This window comes from Rhodopseudomonas rhenobacensis (genome assembly GCF_014203125.1).
Taxonomy (GTDB): domain Bacteria; phylum Pseudomonadota; class Alphaproteobacteria; order Rhizobiales; family Xanthobacteraceae; genus Rhodopseudomonas_A; species Rhodopseudomonas_A rhenobacensis.
The window spans coordinates 49,515-73,718 of record NZ_JACHIH010000021.1 but is presented as its reverse complement, the minus strand read 5'-3'; the positions used below and the strand labels follow the sequence as shown (position 1 = coordinate 73,718).

At 66.9% G+C, this 24,204-nt stretch carries 26 protein-coding genes; 13 read left to right on the top strand and 13 right to left on the bottom strand.

Annotated features, from left to right (window positions below; translation table 11 throughout):
* Nucleotides 1-31 precede the first annotated feature (31 nt).
* The gene (hslU, locus tag HNR60_RS16045; RefSeq protein WP_184259257.1) at nt 32-1,336 is read right to left on the bottom strand and encodes an ATP-dependent protease ATPase subunit HslU; all 1,305 of its coding nucleotides are present in this window, start codon (nt 1,334-1,336) and stop codon (nt 32-34) included.
* Between the two features lie 82 nt (nt 1,337-1,418).
* Nucleotides 1,419-1,994 (bottom strand): ATP-dependent protease subunit HslV, encoded by a 576-nt coding sequence (hslV, locus tag HNR60_RS16040; RefSeq protein WP_184259255.1) that lies wholly within the window; start codon nt 1,992-1,994, stop codon nt 1,419-1,421.
* Nucleotides 1,995-2,172: 178 nt separating this feature from the next.
* Here hslV and hisB point away from each other — a divergent pair, with 178 nt between their 5' ends.
* The 10 genes from hisB (at nt 2,173) to coaA (ending at nt 7,855) form a co-directional block, all read left to right on the top strand.
* The gene (gene hisB, locus HNR60_RS16035) at nt 2,173-2,766 is read left to right on the top strand and encodes an imidazoleglycerol-phosphate dehydratase HisB (RefSeq protein ID WP_184259253.1); all 594 of its coding nucleotides are present in this window, start codon (nt 2,173-2,175) and stop codon (nt 2,764-2,766) included.
* 24 nt (nt 2,767-2,790) lie between these two features.
* The gene (locus tag HNR60_RS16030; protein WP_184259251.1) at nt 2,791-3,300 is read left to right on the top strand and encodes a DUF2628 domain-containing protein; all 510 of its coding nucleotides are present in this window, start codon (nt 2,791-2,793) and stop codon (nt 3,298-3,300) included.
* Nucleotides 3,297-3,947: an imidazole glycerol phosphate synthase subunit HisH gene (gene hisH / locus HNR60_RS16025; RefSeq protein WP_184259249.1), complete on the top strand. Its 651-nt coding sequence runs from the start codon at nt 3,297-3,299 to the stop codon at nt 3,945-3,947. Before HNR60_RS16030 ends, hisH begins: the two co-directional genes overlap by 4 nt.
* A 1-nt stretch (nt 3,948) precedes the next feature.
* The gene (locus HNR60_RS16020; protein ID WP_184259247.1) at nt 3,949-4,248 is read left to right on the top strand and encodes a GIY-YIG nuclease family protein; all 300 of its coding nucleotides are present in this window, start codon (nt 3,949-3,951) and stop codon (nt 4,246-4,248) included.
* Nucleotides 4,245-4,982, top strand: a complete 738-nt coding sequence (gene hisA, locus HNR60_RS16015; RefSeq protein WP_184259245.1) for a 1-(5-phosphoribosyl)-5-[(5-phosphoribosylamino)methylideneamino]imidazole-4-carboxamide isomerase — start codon at nt 4,245-4,247, stop codon at nt 4,980-4,982. Before HNR60_RS16020 ends, hisA begins: the two co-directional genes overlap by 4 nt.
* A gap of 8 nt (nt 4,983-4,990) precedes the next feature.
* A complete protein-coding gene (locus HNR60_RS16010) occupies nt 4,991-5,380 on the top strand; it encodes a hypothetical protein (protein ID WP_184259244.1) in 390 nt (129 codons plus the stop codon).
* Nucleotides 5,355-5,642: a hypothetical protein gene (locus HNR60_RS16005; RefSeq protein ID WP_184259242.1), complete on the top strand. Its 288-nt coding sequence runs from the start codon at nt 5,355-5,357 to the stop codon at nt 5,640-5,642. Before HNR60_RS16010 ends, HNR60_RS16005 begins: the two co-directional genes overlap by 26 nt.
* On the top strand, nt 5,643-6,419 hold the full coding sequence (hisF, locus tag HNR60_RS16000; RefSeq protein WP_184259240.1) for an imidazole glycerol phosphate synthase subunit HisF: 777 nt from the start codon (nt 5,643-5,645) through the stop codon (nt 6,417-6,419).
* Nucleotides 6,420-6,479: 60 nt separating this feature from the next.
* Nucleotides 6,480-6,803: a phosphoribosyl-ATP diphosphatase gene (locus tag HNR60_RS15995; RefSeq protein ID WP_184259238.1), complete on the top strand. Its 324-nt coding sequence runs from the start codon at nt 6,480-6,482 to the stop codon at nt 6,801-6,803.
* Nucleotides 6,804-6,901: 98 nt separating this feature from the next.
* Nucleotides 6,902-7,855, top strand: coding sequence for a type I pantothenate kinase (gene coaA, locus HNR60_RS15990; protein WP_184259236.1), 954 nt, complete (start codon nt 6,902-6,904; stop codon nt 7,853-7,855).
* Nucleotides 7,856-8,063: 208 nt separating this feature from the next.
* Here the strand turns inward: coaA and olsB are convergent, their stop codons facing one another.
* The 7 genes from olsB to rsmI all read right to left on the bottom strand — a co-directional run bounded on the left by olsB (nt 8,064) and on the right by rsmI (nt 16,608).
* On the bottom strand, nt 8,064-9,029 hold the full coding sequence (olsB, locus tag HNR60_RS15985) for a l-ornithine N(alpha)-acyltransferase (RefSeq protein WP_184259234.1): 966 nt from the start codon (nt 9,027-9,029) through the stop codon (nt 8,064-8,066).
* Nucleotides 9,030-9,184: 155 nt separating this feature from the next.
* Nucleotides 9,185-11,368 carry a PAS domain-containing hybrid sensor histidine kinase/response regulator gene (locus HNR60_RS15980; protein ID WP_184259285.1) on the bottom strand — a complete coding sequence of 728 codons (2,184 nt, stop codon included), beginning with the start codon at nt 11,366-11,368 and terminating at the stop codon, nt 9,185-9,187.
* A gap of 225 nt (nt 11,369-11,593) precedes the next feature.
* Nucleotides 11,594-12,073, bottom strand: a complete 480-nt coding sequence (locus HNR60_RS15975) for a hypothetical protein (RefSeq protein WP_184259232.1) — start codon at nt 12,071-12,073, stop codon at nt 11,594-11,596.
* A gap of 595 nt (nt 12,074-12,668) precedes the next feature.
* On the bottom strand, nt 12,669-14,207 hold the full coding sequence (locus HNR60_RS15970) for a YifB family Mg chelatase-like AAA ATPase (protein ID WP_184259230.1): 1,539 nt from the start codon (nt 14,205-14,207) through the stop codon (nt 12,669-12,671).
* Nucleotides 14,208-14,287: 80 nt separating this feature from the next.
* Nucleotides 14,288-15,229: a glutathione synthase gene (gene gshB, locus HNR60_RS15965; protein ID WP_184259228.1), complete on the bottom strand. Its 942-nt coding sequence runs from the start codon at nt 15,227-15,229 to the stop codon at nt 14,288-14,290.
* Nucleotides 15,230-15,260: 31 nt separating this feature from the next.
* On the bottom strand, nt 15,261-15,665 hold the full coding sequence (locus HNR60_RS15960) for a YraN family protein (RefSeq protein WP_184259226.1): 405 nt from the start codon (nt 15,663-15,665) through the stop codon (nt 15,261-15,263).
* Nucleotides 15,652-16,608, bottom strand: coding sequence for a 16S rRNA (cytidine(1402)-2'-O)-methyltransferase (rsmI, locus tag HNR60_RS15955; RefSeq protein WP_184259224.1), 957 nt, complete (start codon nt 16,606-16,608; stop codon nt 15,652-15,654). Before rsmI ends, HNR60_RS15960 begins: the two co-directional genes overlap by 14 nt.
* Nucleotides 16,609-16,775: 167 nt before the next feature.
* Between rsmI and HNR60_RS15950 the strand changes: the two genes are divergently transcribed.
* On the top strand, nt 16,776-17,975 hold the full coding sequence (locus HNR60_RS15950) for a penicillin-binding protein activator (RefSeq protein WP_184259222.1): 1,200 nt from the start codon (nt 16,776-16,778) through the stop codon (nt 17,973-17,975).
* 251 nt (nt 17,976-18,226) lie between these two features.
* Here the strand turns inward: HNR60_RS15950 and hemW are convergent, their stop codons facing one another.
* From hemW to rph, 3 genes are read right to left on the bottom strand one after another with little or no spacing between them, the layout of a single operon-like run.
* Entirely contained in the window at nt 18,227-19,387 is a 1,161-nt protein-coding gene (gene hemW, locus HNR60_RS15945; RefSeq protein ID WP_184259220.1) for a radical SAM family heme chaperone HemW, read from the bottom strand.
* Nucleotides 19,374-20,009 carry an RdgB/HAM1 family non-canonical purine NTP pyrophosphatase gene (gene rdgB, locus HNR60_RS15940; RefSeq protein ID WP_184259218.1) on the bottom strand — a complete coding sequence of 212 codons (636 nt, stop codon included), beginning with the start codon at nt 20,007-20,009 and terminating at the stop codon, nt 19,374-19,376. Before rdgB ends, hemW begins: the two co-directional genes overlap by 14 nt.
* Before the next feature lie 41 nt (nt 20,010-20,050).
* Nucleotides 20,051-20,770 carry a ribonuclease PH gene (rph, locus tag HNR60_RS15935; protein WP_184259216.1) on the bottom strand — a complete coding sequence of 240 codons (720 nt, stop codon included), beginning with the start codon at nt 20,768-20,770 and terminating at the stop codon, nt 20,051-20,053.
* A gap of 144 nt (nt 20,771-20,914) precedes the next feature.
* Between rph and hrcA the strand changes: the two genes are divergently transcribed.
* Both hrcA and grpE read left to right on the top strand, forming a co-directional pair.
* Nucleotides 20,915-22,003: a heat-inducible transcriptional repressor HrcA gene (hrcA, locus tag HNR60_RS15930; protein WP_184259214.1), complete on the top strand. Its 1,089-nt coding sequence runs from the start codon at nt 20,915-20,917 to the stop codon at nt 22,001-22,003.
* Between the two features lie 106 nt (nt 22,004-22,109).
* Nucleotides 22,110-22,724 (top strand): nucleotide exchange factor GrpE, encoded by a 615-nt coding sequence (grpE, locus tag HNR60_RS15925; protein ID WP_184259212.1) that lies wholly within the window; start codon nt 22,110-22,112, stop codon nt 22,722-22,724.
* Nucleotides 22,725-22,869: 145 nt separating this feature from the next.
* Here the strand turns inward: grpE and HNR60_RS15920 are convergent, their stop codons facing one another.
* Nucleotides 22,870-23,820, bottom strand: coding sequence for a hypothetical protein (locus HNR60_RS15920; protein ID WP_184259210.1), 951 nt, complete (start codon nt 23,818-23,820; stop codon nt 22,870-22,872).
* Nucleotides 23,821-24,204: the final 384 nt, after the last annotated feature.

Here is a 24,204-nt window from a genome sequence, read left to right as displayed (position 1 = left end):
GCCCGCCGATCGACTTACAAAACGCCAATCCTCACAAAATAAACCGGCTCAGATCCGCGTTCTTGGCGAGATCGCCGACGTGCTTCTGCACATAGGCGGCGTCGACCTGGATGGTCTCGCCGCTGCGGTCGGGTGCTGTGAACGACACCTCGTCGAGCACCCGCTCCATCACCGTCTGCAGCCGCCGCGCGCCGATGTTCTCGACGCTGGAATTGACCGCCACCGCGACGTCGGCCAGCGCGTCGATCGCCTCATTGGTGATCTCGAGCGTGACGCCCTCGGTCTGCAGCAGCGCGACATATTGCTTGATCAGCGAGGCTTCCGGCTCGGTGAGAATCCGCCGCATGTCATCGCGGGTCAGCGCGTTGAGTTCGACCCGGATCGGCAGCCGGCCCTGCAATTCCGGCAACAGGTCGGAGGGCTTGGCGATGTGGAAGGCGCCCGAGGCGATGAACAGGATGTGGTCGGTCTTCACCGCGCCGTGCTTGGTCGACACCGTGGTGCCTTCGATCAAGGGCAACAGGTCGCGCTGCACGCCCTCGCGCGACACCTCGCCGCCCGAGCGGCCGTCGCGGACGCAGATCTTGTCGATCTCGTCGAGAAACACGATGCCGTTGTTCTCGACCGCATTGATCGCTTCCTGCACCAGCTGATCGCTGTCCAGAAGCTTGTCGGCTTCCTCGTTGACCAGCAGCTCGTGGGAGTCCGCAACCGTCAGCCGCCTGGTCTTGGTGCGGCCGCCCATCTTGCCGAAGATGTCGCCGAGCGAGATCGCGCCCATCTGGGCGCCCGGCATGCCGGGAATTTCGAACATCGACGGCCCGCCGCCGGTGGATTGGGTCTCGACCTCGATCTCCTTGTCGTTGAGTTCGCCGGCGCGCAGCTTCTTGCGAAACGAATCCCGCGTCGCCGCGCTCGAATTGGCGCCGACCAGCGCGTCGAGCACGCGCTCTTCGGCGGCGATCTGGGCGCGGGCCTCGACGTCCTTGCGCTTCTTCTCGCGGATCTGGGCGATCGCCACCTCGAGCAGATCGCGGATGATCTGTTCGACGTCGCGGCCGACATAGCCGACCTCGGTGAATTTGGTGGCCTCGACCTTGATGAACGGCGCGCCGGCGAGCTTCGCCAGCCGCCGTGCGATCTCGGTCTTGCCGACCCCGGTCGGCCCGATCATCAGAATGTTCTTCGGCAACACTTCCTCGCGCAAGCTGCCTTCGAGCTGCAGCCGCCGCCAGCGGTTGCGCAGCGCGATCGACACCGCGCGCTTGGCGTCGTGCTGGCCGACGATGAAACGGTCGAGTTCGGAAACGATTTCGCGGGGGGAAAAGTCGGTCATGTCTCTGCTTCTTTCCCTCTTCTCTCAGCGAAGAGGGTAGCGCGGACGACGTCCGTGCCGGGTGAGGGGAAAAAGATCGCGATCACGCGCTCAGCGTTTCCACGGTGACGTTGCGGTTGGTGTAGACGCAGATGTCGGCGGCGATATCCAGCGAGCGGCGGACGATCGCCTCGGCGTCCTTGTCGCTGTCGATCAGCGCGCGCGCCGCGGCCAGCGCGTAATTGCCGCCGGAGCCGATCGCCATCACGCCGGCTTCCGGCTCCAGCACGTCGCCGGTGCCGGTCAACACCAGCGAAACCTCCTTGTCGGCGACGATCATCATCGCCTCGAGCCGTCGCAGATAGCGGTCGGTGCGCCAGTCCTTGGCGAGTTCGACCGCGGCGCGGGTCAATTGCCCGGGATATTGCTCGAGCTTGGCCTCGAGCCGCTCGAACAGCGTGAAGGCGTCGGCGGTGGCGCCGGCGAAGCCGCCGATGACGTCGCCCTTGCCGAGTTTGCGCACCTTGCGGGCGTTGGATTTGATCACGGTCTGGCCGATCGAGACCTGGCCGTCGCCGCCGATCACCACGCGGCCGCCCTTGCGGACGGTCAGAATGGTGGTGCCGTGCCAAACCTGGGGCGACGATCCTTCGCCGGAGGCCGAAAAATGTGGGGTCATGGGAATCCTCGTGAGAGCGCTGATCTAGGCACGCGCCGCGCCGGATGCAAATCGCGGCTGGCGCGCGGTTTTCGCTCACCATAGCCGCAAGACGGGGCGTGGCCGCCCGTTCGGCTGTAGCGAAGCCGTCATCGTCCTGTTAAAAGGGCCGCGTTTTCAGCCCCGGAGAGCCCGCTTCATGCGCACGGCGACGATCAAGCGCAAGACCAAGGAAACCGCGATCGAGGTCACGGTCGACCTCGACGGCACCGGCGTGTCGAATATCGCGACCGGGATCGGGTTCTTCGACCATATGCTGGATCTGCTGGCCCGGCATTCGCGGATCGACATGACCGTCAAGGCGGTCGGCGATCTGCATATCGACTATCACCACACCACCGAGGACGTCGGCATCGCGCTCGGCCAGGCGGTCAAGCAGGCGCTCGGCAACATGGCCGGGATCACCCGCTATGCCGGCATCCATCTGCCGATGGACGAGACCCTGACCCGCGTGGTGATCGACATTTCCGGCCGCCCGACGCTGGTGTTCAAGGCCGAGTTTCCGCGCGACAAGATCGGCGAATTCGACACCGAGCTGGTGCGCGAATGGTTCAACGCCTTCGCGATGAATGCGGGTGTGACTCTGCACGTCGAGACCCTATATGGCGAGAACAGCCACCACATCGCCGAATCCTGCTTCAAGGGTCTGGCGCGGGTGCTGCGCGCCGCGGTGGCGATCGATCCCGCCGCGGCCGGCGAAGTGCCGTCCACCAAGGGTCAGCTCGGCGGCTGATCGCCTATCGGTTGGAGAACCGTGATGTCGGTTTACACAGTGCATGCGCCGGTCGCGGCGCCGACCAACCGCCCGAGTTCGGCCGAGCGTTTCGTGTTCGTGCGCGACGGGTTTCATGTCTGGGCGTTTCTCGCCGGGCCGTTCTGGCTGCTCTATCACCGGCTGTGGCTGGCGCTCTTCGGCTATGTCGCGCTGAACGTGGTGGCGACCGTAATCATGAGCGCCGCGCATGCCGGCGCCGGCAGCCGTTTCGCCGTGATGCTGTTGATCGCGCTGTTGATGGGGCTGGAAGCCGCCACCTTGCGGCGCTGGACGCTGTCGCGCCGCGGCTGGCGGCAGATCGATCTGGTGGTGGCCGCCGACGCGGACGCCGCCGAGCGGCGGTTCTTCGACCGCTGGAACGCGGCGCGGCCGAGCGACGACTATCGGCCGCCGGTGGAGCGCGGCGCGCCGCCGCCGACCCGCTCGGCGTCGCCGAGTTCGGTGCAGCAGGACATTTTCGGGCTGTTTCCGCGTCCGGGGTCGTCGCGATGAGCGTAGCGATTATCGACTACGGCTCCGGCAACCTGCACTCCGCCGCCAAAGCCTTCGAACGCGCCGCGCGCGGCATGGACGTGCCGGACAAGATCGTGGTGACGAGCGATCCCGAAGTGGTGTACCGCGCCGATCGCGTGGTGCTGCCGGGCGTCGGCGCCTTCGCGGATTGCCGCAAGGGCCTCGATGCGGTCGACGGCATGGTGCAGGCGATGACCGAAGCGGTGCGCGACAAGGCGCGGCCGTTCTTCGGCATCTGCGTCGGCATGCAGCTGATGGCGACCCACGGCAAGGAGCACGTCACCAGTGACGGGCTCGGCTGGATTCCCGGCGACGTGGTGAAGATCACGCCGCGCCAGGAGAATCTGAAGATCCCGCATATGGGCTGGAATACGCTGGAGATGCTGCGCGAGCATCCGGTGCTGGAGCGGCTGCCGCTCGGGCCGAACGGCCGCCACGCTTACTTCGTGCATTCGTTTCATCTCGCCGCCGTCAACGAATCCGACGTGCTGGCGCGCGCCGAATATGGCGGGCCGGTCACCGCGATCGTCGGCCGCGACACCATGTTCGGCACCCAGTTTCACCCGGAAAAGAGCCAGCGCTTCGGCCTGGCGCTGATTTCGAATTTCTTGAAGTGGAAGCCGTGAGATGAAAGTGATCTACAAAATCACTTATCCCAATGGCAAGATCTACGTCGGTAAAGATTTGACGGACAGCATCAACTACTTCGGAAGTGCTGCGCACGCCATTATTGCGGCGGATTTCACTCGAGAACAGCGCCGCGATTTTACGATCCGACGTGAAATTCTCTGGGAGTCCGAAGACGCGTCAGATGCTGAGGTCAATGCGCAAGAAATTCATTGGATTAGGCAACTCCAGGCGAATGATCCGGCCATTGGATACAATCGCTGGCCAAAACTGAAACTGAAAAGCGAAGCAACATCGTGATCCTGTTTCCCGCTATCGACCTGAAGAACGGCCAGTGCGTCCGCCTTGAGCAGGGCGACATGGACCGCGCCACCGTGTTCAACCTCGATCCCGCCGCCCAAGCCAAAAGCTTCGCGGCGCAGGGCTTCGACTATCTGCACGTGGTCGATCTCGACGGCGCGTTTGCCGGCAAGCCGATGAACGCGCAGGCCGTGGAATCCATGCTGCAGGTGGTGACCATGCCGGTGCAGCTCGGCGGCGGCATCCGCGATCTCAAAACCATCGAAGCCTGGCTCGGCAAGGGCGTCAGCCGCGTCATTATCGGCACCGCGGCGGTGCGCGATCCGGCGCTGGTCAAAGACGCGGCTAAAAAATTCCCCGGCCGCGTCGCGGTCGGGCTGGATGCGCGCGACGGCAAGGTTGCGGTGCAAGGCTGGGCCGAGACCTCGACGGTGAGTGCGCTGGAGATCGCGCAGCGCTTCGAGGACGCCGGCGTTGCCGCGATCATCTTCACCGACATCGCCCGCGACGGTCTGTTGAAGGGTCTCAATCTCGACGCCACCATCGAGCTCGCCGAAGCGATCTCGATTCCGGTGATCGCCTCGGGCGGGTTCGGCTCGATCGAGGATGTGAAAGCCTTGTTGCAGCCCCGCGCGACAAAGCTCGAAGGCGCCATCGTCGGCCGCGCGCTGTACGACGGAAGGCTCGATCCGGCCGAGGCATTGGCATTGATGCGCCGCGCGGCGGCGGCCTAGGAAGACTGATGTTGAAGCTCGATCAGATCGTTCGTGCCGGACTATCGCGGATCGATACGATCCGCGTGGTGCGTACGGCGGTCAATCCGATGCTGTGGCTGGCCGGTTTTGCGGCGCCGATGTTTCTTCTCACGGCGGTGCTGACCGACGGGCTTTCCCAGCTGATCGCGATCGCATTGGCGGCAGCGTTTTGTTTTCCAGCGATCGTCGCTTATTTTATATTATTGTTTCGCGATCCTGACCGGCTTCAATCCGAGGAGTACAGAGTGCGTCTCCAGGAGCTGAAGTTTCGGTACAGGAAGGGTCGTAAGCCCGTCATTGTCACCTCGACGAACGAGATCGGCAGCATCGAGCACGATCACGGAGGAAAAGATGGAAACCCGCCTTCTGGTATTTGATGACGGCAACGGAGCCGACCTCGATCTGCGCGCATTCGTGGACAGTCTCGACGAGAATGCCGAGATGATCGAACTCGATGCTCACGTGTGCTTTGTACGCAGCGGGCTGTCCGTCTCCGAGTTGTCGAACCGCTTCATTCCGTTCGCCGGTTCGCGGCTGTTCTTCATTACAGAAATCCCATCCAGTGAGTTTGGCGGTCGGATGCCGGGCGTCTATTGGGATTTCATCAAGAACAAGTCTCTCGCCTCGGCAGCAGAATAGATGTTCAAAGTTCGCGTCATCCCCTGCCTCGACGTCAAGGACGGCCGCGTCGTCAAGGGCATCAACTTCGTCGACCTGCGCGACGCCGGCGATCCGGTGGAAGCCGCGATCGCCTATGACGCCGCCGGCGCGGATGAGCTGTGCTTCCTCGATATCACCGCGACCCACGAGAAACGCGGCATCATGCTGGATGTCGTCAAGCGCACCGCGGAGGCCTGCTTCATGCCGCTGACCGTCGGCGGCGGCGTGCGCACCGTGGACGACATCAAGGTGCTGCTGCGATCCGGCGCCGACAAGGTCTCGATCAATTCCGCCGCGGTGTCGCGCCGCGAATTCGTCAAAGAGGCCGCGGAAAAATTCGGCGACCAGTGCATCGTGGTGGCGATCGACGCCAAGCGCGTCAAGCGCGCCGGCGGTGGCGAACGCTGGGAGATCTTCACCCATGGTGGGCGCAATTCGACCGGCATCGACGCCATCGAATACGCCCAGGAAGTCGTCTCGCTCGGCGCCGGCGAAATTTTGCTGACCTCGATGGACCGCGACGGCACAAGGCAGGGCTTCGACATCCCGCTGACCAGCGCGATCGCCGACAGCGTGCCCGTGCCGGTGATCGCCTCGGGCGGCGTCGGCAATCTCGATCATCTGGTCGACGGCATCCGGGGCGGCCACGCCACCGCGGTGCTGGCAGCCTCGATCTTTCATTTCGGCGAATTCACCATTCGCCAGGCCAAGGACCACATGGTGCGCGCCGGACTGCCGATGCGGCTCGATCCGTAGCGATCGGCCTGCTTGGTCAGCGTCGGCGCGCTGCCGCACAACAGAAAGCTGGAGCCCGCGATGGCCCGTTTCACGATCCACGATCTGGCCGCCACCGTCGACGCCCGGGCGGCGTCCGGCGGCGAAGGCTCCTACACCCGCAAGCTGCTCGACAAGGGTCCGGAGCATTGCGCCAAGAAATTCGGTGAGGAGGCCGTCGAGACGGTGATCGCCGCGGTCGAGAACGACCGCGCGCATCTGATCGCGGAAAGCGCCGACGTGCTGTTTCACCTGTTGGTGCTGTTGAAGTCGCGCGGCGTCCGGCTCGACGAGGTCGAGGCGGCGCTGGCGCAGCGCACCACGATGTCGGGGCTCGAAGAAAAGGCCTCGCGCAAGCGCGACTGATCCGGCAAATTTCCGGCAGCCTCGGCTGACGGCGCTCACGACCCGCTCAAGAACAAGATTGCGCGCCAACGACGCGCCAGCCGACGAGGAACGACTGTATGGATGCGCGCGCGGAGCAGATCTACAATCCGTATCGGGTGTTCACCCGGGCGCAGTGGGCGAAGCTGCGCGACGATACCCCGATGACGCTGGACGCCGAGGAGATCGCGGCGTTGCGATCGATGTACGACCGGCTCGACCTCAAGGAGGTCGAGGAGATCTACCTGCCGCTGTCGCGGCTGTTGTCGATCTACGTCGCGGCGACCCAGCAGCTGTACTTCTCGCAGCGCCGGTTTCTCGGCATCGTCGATCGCAAGATGCCCTACATCATCGGCGTCGCCGGCTCGGTGGCGGTCGGCAAATCCACCACCGCGCGGGTGCTACAGGCCTTGCTGGCGCGCTGGTCGCCGCGGCCCAAGGTCGACCTCATCACCACCGACGGCTTCCTGTATTCCAACGCCGTGCTGGAACGCCAGGCCCTGATGCAGAAGAAGGGCTTTCCGGAGAGCTACGATCTGCCGCGGCTATTGTCGTTTCTCAGCGACATCAAGGCCGGACGCCGCCGGGTGCGGGCGCCGATCTATTCGCATCTCACCTACGACATCGTGCCCAACGAGTATGTCACGGTGGATCGCCCCGACATCCTGATCGTCGAAGGCGTCAACGTGCTGCAGACCGGCCGGCTGCCGCGCGACGGCAAGGCGGTGCCGGTGGTGTCCGACTTCTTCGACTTCTCGGTCTATATCGACGCCGACGAGCCGGTGCTGCGCGAATGGTACGTGCAGCGGTTTCTGGCGTTGCGCGACACCGCGTTCCACGATCCGCGGTCGTATTTCCACCGCTACGCGCCGTTGTCCGACGAAGAGGCCACCGCGACCGCGCTGGCGATCTGGGAGCGCACCAACCTCGCCAATCTCGAGGACAACATCCTGCCGACCCGGCCGCGCGCCACGCTGATCATGAAGAAGGGCGCCGACCACGTCGTCGAAACCGTGGCGCTGCGGCGGCTATGAACCCTTACCTCGCCCCGCTCTTGCGGGGAGAGGTCGATCCGGCTGAGCGCAGCGAAGTCGGATCGGGTGAGGGGCCTGGCACTGCGCTCACCTCGTCTTCGGCATTCGCGGGTCGGGAGTGCCCCTCACCCCACCCCTCTCCCCGCAAGAGCGGGGCGAGGGAGTTCGCTGCCGATGTTGCACCACTGCGGTGCTACTGCATCGATAATTACGCCGCGTGGCGCGGGGCGTCGCTGCCGCCGAAATGCTCGATGTAGCGGCCCTTGATCGCCGCCACCGGCATCACGATCAGCACGTCGGTGGTGCCGAATTGATAGTCGATCACCGCGCCGTCGCCGACCATGGCGCCGACCCGCAGGTAGCCCTTGATCAGCGGCGGCAGTTCGCGCAACGCCGCCTTCGGGTCGATGGCGTCCTTGGCCATCCGGTTCATCTCGATGCGGCGCGACGAATGCGCCCGGGCGCGCCATTCCTCCGGCGCCGCGGCGTGGTGATGCAGGAACGACAGCGGCAGCGCCAGCCGGTCCGGATCGGTGCCCTCGAAGCTGGCGCAGCCGATCATCACGTCGACGTCGTATTGGCGGACGTAGTTCCAGATGCCCTGCCACAGCAATTCGACGGTGCGCTTGTTGCGGTAGCGCGGCAGCACGCAGGAGCGGCCGAGCTCGAGGAAGCGCATCCCGGGATGCTGCGCGATCATGCCGGACAGATCGAATTCGTTATCGGTGTAGAAGCCGCCGTGGCGGTCGGCCAATTCCTGGCGCAACAGCCGATAGGTGCCGACCACCGGCTGCTTGCCGCTCAGCGTCGGCTTGGCGGCGTGGTCGACCACCAGCAGGTGATCGCAGATCTTGTCGTAGCCGTCCTTGTCGCGACGGGCCAGCATGGTGGCGGCGTCGGCCACCGCGGTGCCGTTCTTGTAGAACACCCGGTAGCGCAGTTTCTGCGCGTGCCGGACGTCGCGCTTCTCGGTGGCGAGCCTGACCTCGAGCGCGCCCATCCGGCCGAGGCTGGCGGGCGCCGCCGGGAACGGCCGCAACGCCTTGCGCGGCTGCGGCAAATAAGGCGGCGCTTTCAGCCAGGTGATCGCGGTGGCGGCCATCGCGCCGGCATTCTCCGGCCGCAGCAGCTTGATGAAACGTTGTGTCGAACGGGCCAGATCGTCGCCGTGCATGGTATCCTCGCGACCGCATCCAACGAATCGTGTGCAGTCTTCGACGATTACCAAACACGCGCATTCAACAGGGATGTGACGCGGCGATTGCCGGCGTGTGACAGCGCGACTAACCGCGACCGGGCGGGCCCGCGGTGACGAAGTGATAAGACGCGTCAGGCCGCCAGATACCGCGAGGCCTGCATACTGGCCAGCGCTTCGGTCAGCTTGTCGCGATCCAGCGGCTTCACCAGGAAGCCGTCCATCCCGGCCTCGAAGCAGGCGTAGCGGTCTTCCACCAGCGTATTGGCGGTGAGCGCCAGGATCGGCGTGCGTCGGGCGCGGTGGCCGGCCTCGTGGGCGCGGATCCGCTTGGTGGTTTCGATGCCGTCGAGTTTCGGCATCTGAATGTCCATCAGCACCAGATCGAACGGCGCATGGGCGGAGTCGGCAGCGAGCCAGGATTCCAGCGCCTGTTCGCCGTCGCTGGTGATCACGGCGCGGTGGCCGAGTTTGCTCAACAGCGAGCGCATCAGCAACGCGTTGATCTCGTTGTCTTCGGCGACCAGGATCGACAGCCCGGCGAGCGCCGGCTCGGGCGCGGCGCTCGGGCTTTCAGTCGCAATATGCTGCGGCGGCTCGGCGAAGTCGCTATCGGCGATGCCGGGCGAAGCGATGTCCGGCAGGCTCAGCCGCGCTGCCAGCGAGGCGGCGCGCAGCGGCTTCACCAGGTAGCCAGTGAGACCGGAGGCCGCGGCGTTGTGCAGTTCAGGCCGCTCGGCGGGCGTCAGCATCACGATGCGCTGCGCGGCGTAGGGCTGCGCCGCCGCAGCCAGCGAGGCGACGTCCTCGGCGCCGAGCGCGCGGTCGATCAGGATCGCCTGCCAGGCGCGCTCCGGCAACAGCGCCTCGGCCACCTTGCCATCGGCGAGCACGCAGGTCTGCGCGCCCCAGCGCTGCAGCCGCCGCGCGATCAGCGAGGCGGCGATGCTGTGCGGCGCCACCAGCATGATCGCCTGGCCGGAGAGGTCCGGCGCGGCGAAGCCGGGCGTGGCATCCGCCGATGCGGCGACCGCGGAAAGCGGAATGGAAAACGCGAAGGTCGCGCCCTGGCCCGGCGTGCTGTGCAGCGCGATCTGTCCGCCCATCCGCCGCACGATGCGCTCGCTGATCGAGAGCCCCAGCCCAGTGCCGCCGTAGTTGCGGGCGATGTGGTCGTCGGCCTGCTCGAACTCGCGGAAGATCCGCGCCTGCGCCTCCGGCGCGATGCCGATGCCGGTGTCGCGCACCACGAAGCGGATCTCGCCGTCGCGATCGCCGGGCTCGACGATCAGCGCGACGCCGCCGGCTTGCGTGAATTTGATGGCGTTGCCGGCGAGATTGAGCAGCACCTGGCGCAGCCGCGCGGCGTCGCCGATCAGCTCGGCCGGCAGCGTTTCGTCGATGTCGGCGGCGATTTCGAGCTGCCGCGCCTGGGCGCGGGGCGCCAGCAATTCGGTGATGCCCTCGATCAGCGCGGACAGCGCGAACGGCTGGTTGTCGAGGTCGATCTTGCCGGCCTCGATCTTCGAGTAGTCCAGCAGCTCCTCGATCAGCGAGGCCAAAGCGTCGCCGGAGGTCTTCACCGCGCGGGCGTAGGTCGTCTGTTCGGGGCTGAGCGGCGTGTCGAGCAGCAGGCCGCTCATGCCGATGATGCCGTTCAGCGGGGTGCGGATTTCGTGCGACGCCATCGCCAGGAAGCGCGATTTGGCGCGGTTGGCGGTGTCGGCGATGTCGCGGGCTTCGGCGAGCGCGCGTTCGGTGGCGGCGCGATCGGTGACGTCGCGGCCGATGCATTGGATTTCCGCGGGCCGGTCGGCGTCGTTGCGCACAAAACCTTCGCGCCAGGCGATCCAGCGTGGACCGTGCACCGTCGCGACTTTCTGGTCGTACAGCCGGGTGCCGCTGCGGTCGATGGTCACGTCGCTTTGCTCGAGCACCTCGAGCGCGTCATCAGTGCCGATCAATAATGCAGGCGACGACCCCGCCATCTCGCAATAGGCATCGTTGGCGAAACTGATTTTGCCCTCGGCGTCGCGCAACACGATCAGATCGCCCTGCGACTCCAGCAGGCTGCGCGCGCGGTACTCGGCCTCCTGCAGTTCCCAGTTGCGGTAGGCGAGCGCGTTATTGTGCAGGGCAAGACGGCGCAATTCGAATCCGGCGGCGCGCCATTTGTGGGCGAGAACGACAAGGCCGACGCAGCCGATCGCGGCCAGCAAGCCGGTTCCGAGCGCAAAGCCGCGCAGATCGCCCACCATCTCGGCGCGGCCGGCGATGACAAGACCGATGCCGGCGCCGGCCCCGGCGGTCGCGATCATCAGCCAGCGCAGCACGAGGCTCACCCAGCCTGCGTCCTGCGGATTACCGCGCAGCGGCAACAGTTCGAAATCTCCACTCACCGGCAACCTCGTCATGCGTCGTCGTTCTGAGCCGGGACGGACCGCTCACGCCCAGCTTGGCTGGCAAGATGCCGGGACAACGTTGCAAAGAGCTTGCGATGCCACGCCGCGACGCGCGCCGCTGCGAACAGGGTTGACCGTGGCTTAAGAACGGCCGTCCAAGGACGCAACGACATGCGGCGGCTTGCCGTGGGCGCCGACGATCAAGGCGGCCGCCTCACGCGCGGTGATGCGCCGGGAGCGAACGAAGATCCGGTAGTCGGCATCGCCGTCGCGCGACAGCAGGATCACCGGGTCGGCGCCGGACGGCGTCGGCGTGATCGCGATCAGCCGCGCCGGTCCGCCGCCGCCGTCGCAGCCGGCGGGCTCGGCGGCGTCGATGTCGTCGACCACGGTGAAATCGGCCTGATCCGCCGTATCGACGAGCTGCACCCGCACATTGGCGCGGGTCGCGTCGTCGGTGAAGCTGACATGCAAACCGGCCTGCCAGGGCGAGGGCGCCAGCTCGGCGGCGCCGTCGCCGAGCGCGATGCAGGGCCGCGGGGCGGTGCTGGCTTCGCCGCCGGCGAACACGCCGAGCAGCAGCAACGGCAGGGTGGAGGCGAGAATTCCGAAACGCAACATGATACGCACTCGCTCGGCAGCCGACAAACTGTGGCTATGGTTCGCGAAGCGTAAACGAAAGTCGTTACCAGGGGATTGACGGCGGCGGTGATTTGCAACTGAGCCGCGTGGCAGGCGTAGGACCGGGCTGTGGTCTTGTTAGTTGGACGCCTGGTTGAAGAGTGGCCGATGATCAGAGCAGCGCAGCCGCCCCAATAGGACAGGATGTCGGATCAGCTACCGGCTCGCCAAACCGAAACCAAAGCCGTCATTCCGGGGCGCGAGAGCGTCAGCTCGAGCGAACCCGGAATCTCGCAACAAGGCTCGGCCATTGCATGCCAGGCTTCGCGGCGGGTCGTGTGGCAGGCGTGCGCGGCAAGATTCCGGGTTCGCTCGCCCATGGGCTCGCGCCCCGGAATGACGCTCGTGGTTCGGGGGGGCTCGACCGAAAGACAGCACGCAGGTCCTCACCTCCTTCGTCCTGTGTCCCGGACGCGAGCAGCGCAATTGCGCTGCGACACGAGCCGGGACCGTCCCGGCGACGACTCACCCGCGCCGCGGCCCATAGGCCAGCGCATCACATGCCCAGCGCGCCGCACGGGCTCCCGCGCGCCGCTCACGCGGCGCGGCGCAGATCCTCGGCCAGCGCCCGATACGACAAGGCTTCGGCGAGATGCAGCCGGCCGATGGTGTCGGCGCCGTCGAGGTCGGCCAGCGTGCGGGCGACCCGCAGCACGCGGTGATAGCCGCGCGCCGACAGCTGCATGGTCTCGGCGGCGTCGCGTAGCAACGCGGCGCCGGCCGTATCCGGCCGCGCGATCTTTTCCAGCACCGCGGCCGGCGCCTCGGCATTGGTGCGGACCTGCGGCAGCCCGGCGGCGGCGTAGCGCTGGCGCTGGACGTCGCGGGCGGCGGCGACGCGGGCTGCGACTTCTGCCGAGCCTTCGCTCGGCGGCGGCAGGATCAGGTCGGCGGCGGTCACCGCCGGCACCTCGATGCGCAGGTCGATGCGGTCCATCAGCGGCCCGGAAATCCGCGATTGATAGTCCGCGGTGCAGCGCTCCAGCCGGCCGCGCTTGCAGGCAAACCCCGGGTCGTAAGCGTGGCCGCAGCGGCACGGGTTCATCGCGCCGACCAGCATGAAGCGCGCCGGATAGGTGACGCGGTGATTGGCGCGCGACACCGCGACCTCGCCGTTCTCCATCGGCGCGCGCAGCGAATCCAGCACGCGAGCCTCGAATTCCGGCAGTTCGTCGAGGAACAGCACGCCCTGATGCGCCAGCGAGATTTCGCCGGGCTTGGCGCGAAGGCCGCCGCCGGTCAGTGCCGCCATCGAGGCGGAATGATGCGGCGCGCGGAACGGCCGCCGCGCCGTCAAGGCGCCGTCGCGGATCTCGCCCGCCACCGAGGCGATCATCGAGACTTCCAATAGCTCGGAGGGCGACAGCGGCGGCAGGATCGACGGCAACCGTGCCGCCAGCATCGACTTGCCGGCGCCGGGCGCGCCGATCATCAGAAGGTGGTGCCCGCCGGCCGCGGCGATCTCCAGCGCCCGCTTGGCGCTTTCCTGGCCCTTGATGTCGCGCAGGTCGAGCAGCGAGGCCGGCGCCTCGTGCACCTTCGGCTGCGGCCGGCTCAGGAGCTGCGTACCTTTGAAATGATTGGCGATCTGGATCAGCGAGTTGGCCGCGATGATCTGGATGTCGGGGCTGGCCCAGGCCGCCTCGGAGCCGCAGGCGGCGGGACAGATCAGCCCTTCATCGCGGGAATTGGCGCCGATCGCTGCCGGCAGCACGCCCGCCACCGGGGCGATCGAGCCGTCGAGACCCAATTCGCCGAGCACGGTGAAGCCCGCCAAAGCATCGGCCGGGATCGCGCCGATCGCCGCCATCAATCCCAGCGCGATCGGCAGATCGTAATGGCTGCCTTCCTTGGGCAGATCGGCCGGCGCCAGGTTGACGGTGATGCGCCGCGCCGGCAGCGCCAGGCCTGAGGCGATCAGCGCCGAGCGCACCCGCTCGCGGGCTTCCGACACCGCCTTGTCGGGCAGCCCGACCAGATAGAACGCCGGCAGCCCGGGCGCGACCTGCACCTGCACGTCGACCGCTCTCGCCTCGATCCCCTCAAATGCGACGGTGGATACTCGCTGCACCATGGCCCTGCCCTTCGCGTGCAAAGCTAGCGCAGGACACGCAATCCGACAAGAACATTCGAGGAACGAATCGCCGCGGCGGCCTACCGCCGCTTGGCCTCGATGACGTCCCAGATTTTGGCTGCGACGTCGGGGCCGCCGAGCTTGGCGATCGCGCGAATCCCCGTGGGCGAGGTGACGTTGATCTCGGTGAGATGGCCGTCGATCACGTCGATGCCGACGAACAACAGCCCGCGCTGCCGCAGATGCGGCCCGAGCCGCTCGCAGATCTCGCGTTCGCGTTCGGTCAGGTCGGTGGCCGCCGCGGCGCCGCCGCGCACCATGTTGGAGCGCAAATCGTCCTCGGCCGGCACACGGTTCACCGCGCCGGCGAATTCGCCGTCGACCAGGATGATGCGCTTGTCGCCGTGCTTCACTTCGGGGAGGAAGCGCTGGATCACCCAGGGCTCGCGGAACGTCACCGAGAACATGTCGAACAGCGAGCCGAAATTCATGTCCTGCGGCAACACGCGAAACACCGCGGCGCCGCCATGGCCGTGCAGCGGCTTCATCACCACCGCGCCGTGCTCGGCGCGAAACGAATTGATCTCCTCGAGATTGCGCGAAATCAGCGTCGGCGGCATCAGGTCGGCAAAGTCCATCACGAACAGCTTTTCCGGCGCGTTGCGCACGCTCGACGGATCGTTGACCACCAGCGTGTCGGGATGGATGCGCTCGAGGAAATGCGTGTTGCTGATGTAGGCGAGGTCGAACGGCGGATCCTGCCGCAGCAGCACCACGTCGAACGAGGTCATGGCGACGCGGGTGGGCTCGCCGAGCGTGAAGTGATCGCCGGACTGATCGCGCACGCTGAGTGACTGCACCCTGCCGACCAGATCGTTGCCGCGCAGCGACAGCCTGTCCGGCGTGTAGTAGCTCAGCCGGTGGCCGCGCTTTTGCGCCTCCAGCAACAGCGCGAAAGTGGAATCGCCGCGGATGTTGATGCGGTCGATCGGGTCCATCTGGACGGCGACGTTCAAGGTCATGGGCGGAATCCGGTTTCGGGAGGGGAGGTCGTTAGGGGCTGGCGTCGAACGCCGCCGGCAGATGCCGCGGCAGCGCGCGCGGTGCGATCAGCACGGCATCGAAGCGCAGCTCGAAGTCGGCGTGTTCGGGATGCGCCATCAGCCAGGCTTGCGCCGCGGCGATGATGCGGCGTTGCTGTTTCGGCGTCACCGCATAGGCGGCGTCGTCGAGTTTTGCGCGGGCTTTGACTTCGACGAAGGCGACGAGATTGCGCAGCCTCGCCACGATGTCGATCTCGCCATAGGGCGTGCGGAAGCGCTGCGCCTCGATGGCGTAGCCGGCCTCGGTCAGATAGGCCGCCGCGCGCGCCTCAGCCGATAGCCCAGTACGGAACGCCGCGACCCGCTCGGGGGCTGCGACGTGCGGCGGCGACGGCGCGTCGCTACTCTTCGCCATGGTCGGCTTCGCCCTGCTTGGCCAATTCGAGCGCCCGCGCATAGATTTCGCGGCGGTGCCGGCCGGAGACCTCGACCGCTTGTGCGACGGCGTCCTTGACGCTGCTGCCCTGCTGCAACGCGCCGCGCAACAGATCGTCGAGATCCTGCGCCGCCATCACCTGCGCGTCGGCGGCCGGCGGGCCGATCACCAGCACGAATTCGCCACGGGTCTCCAGCGCGCCGGCGCTTTGCGCCAACTCCGAAACCGGGGCGCGGCGCACCTCTTCGTGCAGCTTGGTGAGTTCGCGGCAGATCGCGGCGTCGCGCGTGCCCATCACCAAAGCCATGTCCTGCAAGGTGTCCTCGATGCGGTTGCCGGATTCGAACAGCACCAGCGTGGCGTCGATTCGCGCCAGTTCAGCGAGCCGCGCGCGGCGCGCCATCTGCTTCGACGGCAGAAACCCTTCGAAGAAGAACCTGTCGGTCGGCAACGCCGCCACCGCCAGCGCGGTCAGCACCGAGGACGGGCCGGGCAGCGCGAACACGCTGAAGCCCGCGGCAGTGACCTCGCGCACCAGCTTGAAGCCGGGGTCGGAGATCAAGGGGGTGCCGGCGTCCGACACCAGCGCGATCGAACAGCCTTGCGCCAGTTTCTCCAGAATCTTCGGCCGCGCCTGCGCGGCGTTGTGCTCGTGATATTGTTTCAGCGAGGCATGGATATTGTAGCGCTCGGTCAGCCGCCGGGTGATTCGGGTGTCCTCGCAGGCGATGATGTCGACGCCGGCCAGGGTTTCCAGCGCCCGCAGCGTGATGTCGCCGAGATTGCCGATCGGGGTGGCGACCAGATGCAACCCCGGCACCGCGCGCGGCGCGCTCAGCAATTGGCCGGCGATGGCGAAGCTGCGCTGCCTCGGTGCGGTGGGATCGGGCAGGGTATCTGAGGAACCTGGGGTGGCGTGCATGGCGGCAATCTAGGAGGATTTCGGCAAAAGCGCACAGGGAATTGCGCGGCGCTCCGCCTCAACATAAACCTTTTGTTTTACTTAACCATTCGCTGACAATATGACTGAATCCGTCCTGCGTCCGGAGTTCGTCCGGGCCGACGAAGTCGGTCAGTGGAAGAAATGCTATGCCGGGACCGCTCGATTCATCCAAGCCGGGACACACCCGACGCGCCGCGGTCGGGCTGATTCTCGGCGCGCCGCTGCTGTCGGCCTGCGCCGGCGTGCAGCAATCGATCACCGGACCGTTTTCCTCATCGGCGCCGCAGCCGGAACCGGGTCCCGCGCAGCCGCCGGCCGCGGCTGGCACCGGCCAGGTCAAGGTCGGGCTGATCCTGCCGCTGTCGGCGCCCGGCAATGCCGGCGTCGCCGCGCAATCGATGAAGAACGCCGCCGAACTGGCGCTGGCCGAATTCCAGAATCCCAACATCCAGCTGTTGATCAAGGACGACGCCGGCAATCCGCAGGGCGCCCAGGCCGGCACCCAGCAGGCGCTCGACGAGGGCGCGGAAATCATTCTTGGGCCGTTGTTCGCGCTGGCGGTGCCGGCCACCGCGCAATTGGCGCGGGCCCGCGGCGTCTCGGTGATCGCATTCTCCACCGATTCCAGCGTCGCCGGCCGCGGCGTCTATCTGTTGAGCTTCCTGCCGGAATCCGACGTGATCCGGATCGTCGATTACGCCGCCTCCACCGGCAAGAAGTCGTTCGCAGCACTTCTGCCGGAAAACGCCTACGGCAACGTGGTCGAGGCCGCCTTCAAGCAGGCGGTCGCCCGCAAGGGCGGCCGCATCGTCGCCTTCGAGAAATACGGCGCCGACCGCGCCACGCCGGCGCGTACCATCGCCACGGCTTTGGGCAGCGCCGACGCATTGTTTTTGGCCGATGACGGCGAGGCCCTGGTCGGCATTGCCGATGCGCTGATCGCGGCTGGCGCCGATCTCAAGCGCGTGCAGCTGCTCGGCACCGGGCTGTGGGACAATCCGAGGGTGTTCGGCAGCGCGGCGCTGCAGGGCGGGCTCTATGCCGCGCCGGATCCGTCCGGCTTCCGCGCCTTCTCCGGACGCTACCGCACCAAATACGGCGCCGATCCGGTGCGCACCGCGACGCTGGCCTATGACGCGGTGGCGCTGGTGGCCGCGCTGGCGCGGACCCAGGGCGCGCAGCGGTTCTCGCCCGAGGTGCTGACCAATCCGTCGGGCTTCGCCGGCATCGACGGGCTGTTTCGGTTTCGCGCCGACGGCAGCAACGAGCGCGGCCTCGCGGTGATGCGGGTCGGCTCCGGCGGCAGCCAGCCGGCGGCCGGTTCGCCGAAGAGTTTTGGGGCGTAAGGCGCGGGGTCTTTTTGAGAATCGATGGAACCGTGCCCCGGACGCAGTGCAACGCGCCGCACTTGCGGCGTGGTGCGCTGCAGAGCCGGGGCCGTTACGACGGCAGCGCTCGAGACGGTCCCGGCTCGCGTCGCAGCGCAAGCGCGCTGCTCGCGTCCGGGACACGGTGCCCGCCGCAGCCGTGCTCGCGGCAAGATTCCGGGTTCGCTTGCCCTGCGGGCGCGCGCCCCGGAATGACCTTGAAATACTCGCTACGCCGCCAGATCCGCCACCACGGCGTCGAGCAGCGGAAAGCCGGATTGCGTGACGCGCAGCCGGCCGTTGGGGTCGACCATGATGGCGCCCTCCTCGCGCAGCATCGCGATCCGCAGCGGATCGAGCGCGCGGCCGGACAAAGCCTGGTAGCGCGTCGGATCGATGCCTTCGGCGAGCCGCAGCCCCATCAGCAAAAATTCGTCGGCGCGTTCTTCGCTGTTGAGCCGGTCGTCGACCACCACGCCGTGGCCGCAGGCCTCGACCCGCATCAGCCAGGCTTCCGGCCGTTTCTCGGTCGCAACCGCGTGGCGGATGCCGTTGATGTCGAGCCGGCCATGGGCACCGGGGCCGATCCCGGCATATTCCTGGCCGCGCCAATACAACAGATTGTGCCGGCATTCGGCGCCGGGCCGGGCGTGGTTGGAAATCTCGTAGGACGGCAACCCCTGCGCGGCGCAGACCTCTTGGGTCACGTCGTACAACGCGCGCGCGGTCGCCTCGTCGGGGGTCTGCAATTTGCCGGCGGCGTGCAGCCCGAAGAACGGCGTGTCGGCCTCGATGGTCAGCTGATAAAGCGACAGATGCTCGGCGGCCTGCGCAATCGCCAATTGCAATTCCGCCTGCCACATCGCCGGGGTCTGGTGCGGCCGGGCGTAAATCAGATCGAACGAATAGCGATCGAAGATCGAGCGCGCGATGGCGACGGCCTCCATCGCTTCCTGCGCGGTGTGCAACCGGCCGAGCGCTTTCAGCGACAGATCGTCGAGCGCCTGCACGCCGAGCGACACCCTATTCACGCCCGCCGCCCGATAGCCGCGAAACCGAGTGGCCTCGACGCTGGTCGGATTGGCCTCCATCGAGACTTCGACGTCGGCGGCGATGCTCCAATGCTTGCCGATCGCATCCAGAATGCCGCCGACGGTGGACGGCTGCATCAACGACGGGGTGCCGCCGCCGAGAAAGATCGAGGTGACCTCGCGGCCCGGGGTGCGTGCCGCGGTGGTCTCGATCTCGCGCACGAAGGCGCGCAAATAGCGCTCCTGGTCGATCGCGACATGGCGGACATGGCTGTTGAAGTCGCAATACGGGCATTTCGACAGGCAGAACGGCCAGTGGATATAGACGCCGAACGCCGGATCGCCGTCATTGCGGGTCAAGGCAGATCTCCGCGAGTTTGACGAAGGCGCGGGCGCGATGCGACAGCCCGAGGCCAAGCGGCGGCAGCCCGTGTTTCTCGACGCTGGTCATTTCGCCGAAGGTGCGGACATGGCCCTCGGGCAGGAACGCCGGGTCGTAGCCGAACCCGGCGGTGCCGCGCGGCGGCCAGACCAGCGTGCCGTCTGCCCGCGCTTCGACCTCTTCGAGATGGCCGTCCGGCCAGGCCACGCACAAGGCCGAGACGAAATGCGCCTTGCGCTGGTCGGCGGTGGTGGCGCCGCGCTCCTGCAGCAGCCGCTCGATTCGGGTCATTGCCGAGGTGAAATCCTTGCCCTCGCCGGCCCAGCGCGCAGAAAAAATCCCCGGAGCGCCGTCGAGCGCCTCCACCACCAGCCCGGAATCGTCCGCAAACGCCGGCAGTTGCGCGGCGTTGGCGGCGGCGATCGCCTTGATTCGGGCGTTGGCCTGAAAGCTGTCGCCGGTCTCGTCGGGCTCGCCCAGGCCGAGTTCGCCCGCCGCCACCGCCGCGATGCCGTAAGGCGCCAAGAGTTCGCGCATCTCGGCGAGCTTGCCGGGATTGTGGGTCGCGATCACGAGTTGGCCGGTGATTCGACGGTGCATCGCGAGAATCTACGCCAGACGCGGGCGTTGCGGGAGATTGTTCACGCCACCGCCATTTTCTGCAGGTCGACCAGCCGGGCGACGCCCTTTTTCGCCAGCTCCATCAACGCCAGGAACTCGTCCTGCGAGAACGGGGTCTTCTCCGCGGTGCCCTGCACCTCGATGATGCGGCCGTCGCCGGTCATGACGAAATTGGCGTCGGTGTCGGCTTCGGAATCCTCGGCGTAATCCAGGTCGAGCACCGGCGTGCCATTATAAATGCCGCAGGAAATCGCCGCCACGTTGTCGCGCAGCACCGGGGCGGTGCCCTTGAACATGTTGCGGGTCTTCATCCAGCCGATGCAGTCGGCGAGCGCCACCCAGGCGCCGGTGATCGAGGCGGTGCGGGTGCCGCCGTCGGCCTGGATCACGTCGCAGTCGACGGTGATCTGGCGCTCGCCGAGCGCCTGCAGGTCGACGGTGGCGCGCAGCGAGCGGCCGATCAGCCGCTGAATTTCCACGGTGCGGCCGTTCTGCTTGCCGGCGGAGGCCTCGCGGCGGGTGCGCTCCAGCGTGGCGCGCGGCAGCATGCCGTATTCGGCGGTGACCCAGCCGCGGCCCTGGCCCTTCAGCCATGGCGGCAGGCGGTCTTCCAGCGTGGCGGTGACCAGCACGTGGGTGTCGCCGAATTTCACCATGCAGGAGCCTTCGGCATATTTGACCACGCCGCGCTCCAGCGACACGGCGCGCAGTTCATCGGGCGCACGACGGCTTGGCCGCATGGGAAATCCTCCAACAAATTCAGGAAATGGCTGCTCGGCGTGCTTTTAGGGGCGGCGGGCCGCAGCGGCAAGGGCATTGGCCGCGGATGCCGCTTGTAACCGGCCCCCGGCATCGACAAATTAGAGGGCTCGAGGAGGACTTCTTTGGCTCACCACGATCCGATCGGCCTGATCGCCCCCAATGCGGGCCTGGCCCAGCTCAACGAGCGCTCGCGGGAGATTTTCCGCCAGATCGTCGAGAGTTACCTTGCGACCGGCGAGCCGGTGGGCTCGCGCAACATCTCGCGGCTGATCACGGTGCCGCTGTCGCCGGCCTCGGTGCGCAACGTGATGTCGGACCTGGAGCAGCTCGGGCTGATCTACGCGCCGCACACTTCGGCCGGCCGGCTGCCGACCGAATTGGGACTGCGGTTCTTCGTCGACGCCCTGATGCAGGTCGGCGATCTGACCGAACCGGAACGGCAGTCGATCCAGGCCCAGCTCGCTTCCGTCGGCCGCGCCCAGTCGGTCGAGGCCGCGCTCGGCGAAGCTTTGACAAGGCTATCCGGCCTGACCCGCGCCGCCGCGGTGGTGCTGACGGCGAAATCCAATGCGCGGCTGAAACATATCGAATTCGTCCGCCTGGAGCCCGAGCGGGCGCTGGTGGTGCTGGTCGCCGAAGACGGCCAGGTCGAGAATCGGGTGCTGACGCTGGCGGCCGGGGTGCCGTCCTCGGCGCTGGTCGAGGCGTCGAATTTCCTCAACGCCCGGATCCGCGGCCGCACGCTGGCCGAGGCGCGGCTGGAGCTGGAAACGGCGCTGAGCCAGGATCGCGCCGAGCTCGACCAGCTGACGCAAAAAGTCATTTCGGCGGGGATCGCCAGCTGGTCCGGCGGCGCCAATGACGACCGCCAGCTGATCGTGCGCGGCCACGCCAATCTGCTGGAAGACCTGCACGCGCTCGACGACCTCGAGCGGGTGCGGCTGTTGTTCGACGATCTGGAAACCAAACGCGGCGTCATCGACCTGCTCGGCCGTGCCGAAAGCGCCGAAGGGGTGCGGATCTTCATCGGCTCGGAGAACAAGCTGTTCTCGCTGTCGGGCTCCTCGACCATCATCGCGCCCTACAGCGACGGCGCCGGCCATATCGTCGGCGTGCTCGGCGTGATCGGGCCGACGCGGCTGAATTATGCGAGGGTGATCCCGATGGTGGACTACGCGGCGCGCGTGGTCAGCCAGATGCTGGGCGGCTAGCACCGGGTCCGAGACTGCGGTTACGCTTGATTTTCACGCCGCAAACCACGATATCCCGCGCAGCCCAATCCCACACTTCCAAGACGACTTGACAGAAGGCAGCATGATGACCGATCCCAACGGACCGAAGGACACTCCGGCGCAGCCGGCGCAAGCCGCCGAACCGGTGGTTTCCAAGCCCTACATCATGCCCGACGATCCCGAGGTGGGATCGACCGAGGCGCTCGCCAAGGAGGCCGCGGAATCCCGCGACAAGATGTTGCGGACGCTGGCGGAAATGGAAAACCTGCGGAAGCGCACGGCGCGCGAAGTGGCCGACGCCCGGACCTACGGCATCGCCGGCTTCGCCCGTGACGTGCTCGACATTGCGGATAATCTGCAGCGCGCGCTCGATGCGGTGCCGGCCGATGCCCGCGCCGCCGCCGAGCCGGGCCTCAAGGCGCTGATCGAAGGCGTCGAATTGACCGAGCGTTCGATGCTCAACGCGCTGGAGAAGAACGGCGTCAAGAAGTTCGATCCGATCGGCGAGAAGTTCGACCCGAATTTCCAGCAGGCGATGTACGAAGTGCCGGATTCCTCGGTTGCCGCCGGCACCGTGGTGCAGGTGGTGCAGGCCGGCTTCACGCTCGGCGAGCGCGTGTTGCGCCCGGCGCTGGTCGCGGTGTCGAAGGGCGGCGCCAAGGCCAATTCGTCCACTAACGACAGCGCCTCGTCGGACTGATCCGCTTCGAAAATATCAGGGTCGTCATCCCGGGGCGTGAGCAGCTTTAGCTGCGAACGAGCCCGGGATCCATAACCCCTGCAGGGGTTATGGATTCCGGACTTGCTCGTTCTTCGAACTCGCAATCCGGAATGACGGCCGCGTTTCAGCGCGACTGCATGCCGTCGCGCACCGCGCGGAAGCGCGGAAACGCCTTCGGCCATTCTTCGCGCGGCGCGCTGGCGATGATCCGCATCGCCACAGTGCCTGAGCCGAACCGCAGCCACTGCACCACCGTCACCGGGGTGTTGGCCTTGCCGGAGACGGCGTCGATCCTGGTCTCATAGCCCGGCGCGCCGTCGATCCGCACCGGCTCCGACATGGTGATGCGACCGTCGCGCAAGCCGGGAATGATGCCGGCGGCCTGCTGGGCGAAGCGGCTGCGGTCGTCGGGCTTCTCCGGCGCCGAGCCGATCAGTCCGATCACCATGAACGGCGCGGCCTCGATGCCGGCGTCGTCCGAGGCGTCGGCGAGCAGCAGCGCCGCGCCGGGCGCCAGCGTGCGCACCATCTTGAAGGCGCTGAGGTCGCCGAGTTTGAACGGCATCAGCGCCAGTTGCTCGTCGACCGGCACCTCTTTGCGCACCGTCACCGAGCTGAACATCCGGCGCACGTCGTCGTCCGACACGGACTTGGCGCTGGCTTCCGCGACCTGCACGGCGATGTAGCCGGAAAAGCCGCTGCCCGGCACGATCAGCGAGTAGCGCCGCACGGCGTCGGCGCCGTCCTTGGCCTTCTCGATGGTGTAGTAGCCCTTGCCGGCGGTGGTCTCCAGGTTCTCCGGCTTGACGCCGCCGACGCCCTCGGGCGTCGCCTTGAAGGCGGATTCGACCTCGCCATAGGCCGCCGGCGGCAGCTCCGCGAGCAGCACCTTGACGCCGTGATCGGCCGACTCGAAGCCGACGAAGCTCGGCGACTGGGTCAGGCCGTCGAGCGGAACGATCCCGACTCGGATCCCGCGCGGATAGACCGCATCGGCGGCGCTGGCGGGCGCAACGGCCCAGCTGCTGACAGCGGTTAGCAGGACGGCGGCACACAGTCGGCGAATGAGCATCATGGCAAATCTACTGCGGTTGCATTGAGGCCGTTCGATGGTCGAAAGGACCGCCGTTGTGCGCTGCGCTAACGGCTGCGCAATGTCGATCATCCGGCGCGGGGGATCAACCGATTTCGCCGACGGCAGGGGGCGCTGCGGCAGTTTGCGCAACCCTCACGGAGCCTGTCCGACGCGGATCGCCGCCGGACTTTATAATGAGCCGCGCGGGCTAATTGCCGGCGTTGCAGAGCCCGTCGGCCCGGCGCGGCGACACGATCTTTCAAAGCATAGGGTTTTCGTAAGCCAAGGTTGCGTCCGGTCCTTGCAGCCCCGACCCCCCCTCCTATATGAGGCGTACCGCCGCAATATCGCGAGCAATTCAATATTTGGGGGTTCGGATTGGTG

What these genes read in the sequence shown, in the direction of transcription:
- hslU (WP_184259257.1), bottom strand. Translation starts at nt 1,336, where the DNA reads ATGACCGACTTTTCCCCCCGCGAAATCGTTTCCGAACTCGACCGTTTC.
- hslV (WP_184259255.1), bottom strand. Translation starts at nt 1,994, where the DNA reads ATGACCCCACATTTTTCGGCCTCCGGCGAAGGATCGTCGCCCCAGGTT.
- hisB (WP_184259253.1), top strand. Translation starts at nt 2,173, where the DNA reads ATGCGCACGGCGACGATCAAGCGCAAGACCAAGGAAACCGCGATCGAG.
- HNR60_RS16030 (WP_184259251.1), top strand. Translation starts at nt 2,791, where the DNA reads ATGTCGGTTTACACAGTGCATGCGCCGGTCGCGGCGCCGACCAACCGC.
- hisH (WP_184259249.1), top strand. Translation starts at nt 3,297, where the DNA reads ATGAGCGTAGCGATTATCGACTACGGCTCCGGCAACCTGCACTCCGCC.
- HNR60_RS16020 (WP_184259247.1), top strand. Translation starts at nt 3,949, where the DNA reads ATGAAAGTGATCTACAAAATCACTTATCCCAATGGCAAGATCTACGTC.
- HNR60_RS16010 (WP_184259244.1), top strand. Translation starts at nt 4,991, where the DNA reads ATGTTGAAGCTCGATCAGATCGTTCGTGCCGGACTATCGCGGATCGAT.
- HNR60_RS16005 (WP_184259242.1), top strand. Translation starts at nt 5,355, where the DNA reads ATGGAAACCCGCCTTCTGGTATTTGATGACGGCAACGGAGCCGACCTC.
- hisF (WP_184259240.1), top strand. Translation starts at nt 5,643, where the DNA reads ATGTTCAAAGTTCGCGTCATCCCCTGCCTCGACGTCAAGGACGGCCGC.
- HNR60_RS15995 (WP_184259238.1), top strand. Translation starts at nt 6,480, where the DNA reads ATGGCCCGTTTCACGATCCACGATCTGGCCGCCACCGTCGACGCCCGG.
- coaA (WP_184259236.1), top strand. Translation starts at nt 6,902, where the DNA reads ATGGATGCGCGCGCGGAGCAGATCTACAATCCGTATCGGGTGTTCACC.
- olsB (WP_184259234.1), bottom strand. Translation starts at nt 9,029, where the DNA reads ATGCACGGCGACGATCTGGCCCGTTCGACACAACGTTTCATCAAGCTG.
- HNR60_RS15980 (WP_184259285.1), bottom strand. Translation starts at nt 11,368, where the DNA reads ATGATCGCGACCGCCGGGGCCGGCGCCGGCATCGGTCTTGTCATCGCC.
- HNR60_RS15975 (WP_184259232.1), bottom strand. Translation starts at nt 12,073, where the DNA reads ATGTTGCGTTTCGGAATTCTCGCCTCCACCCTGCCGTTGCTGCTGCTC.
- HNR60_RS15970 (WP_184259230.1), bottom strand. Translation starts at nt 14,207, where the DNA reads ATGGTGCAGCGAGTATCCACCGTCGCATTTGAGGGGATCGAGGCGAGA.
- gshB (WP_184259228.1), bottom strand. Translation starts at nt 15,229, where the DNA reads ATGACCTTGAACGTCGCCGTCCAGATGGACCCGATCGACCGCATCAAC.
- HNR60_RS15960 (WP_184259226.1), bottom strand. Translation starts at nt 15,665, where the DNA reads ATGGCGAAGAGTAGCGACGCGCCGTCGCCGCCGCACGTCGCAGCCCCC.
- rsmI (WP_184259224.1), bottom strand. Translation starts at nt 16,608, where the DNA reads ATGCACGCCACCCCAGGTTCCTCAGATACCCTGCCCGATCCCACCGCA.
- HNR60_RS15950 (WP_184259222.1), top strand. Translation starts at nt 16,776, where the DNA reads ATGCCGGGACCGCTCGATTCATCCAAGCCGGGACACACCCGACGCGCC.
- rdgB (WP_184259218.1), bottom strand. Translation starts at nt 20,009, where the DNA reads ATGCACCGTCGAATCACCGGCCAACTCGTGATCGCGACCCACAATCCC.
- rph (WP_184259216.1), bottom strand. Translation starts at nt 20,770, where the DNA reads ATGCGGCCAAGCCGTCGTGCGCCCGATGAACTGCGCGCCGTGTCGCTG.
- grpE (WP_184259212.1), top strand. Translation starts at nt 22,110, where the DNA reads ATGACCGATCCCAACGGACCGAAGGACACTCCGGCGCAGCCGGCGCAA.
- HNR60_RS15920 (WP_184259210.1), bottom strand. Translation starts at nt 23,820, where the DNA reads ATGATGCTCATTCGCCGACTGTGTGCCGCCGTCCTGCTAACCGCTGTC.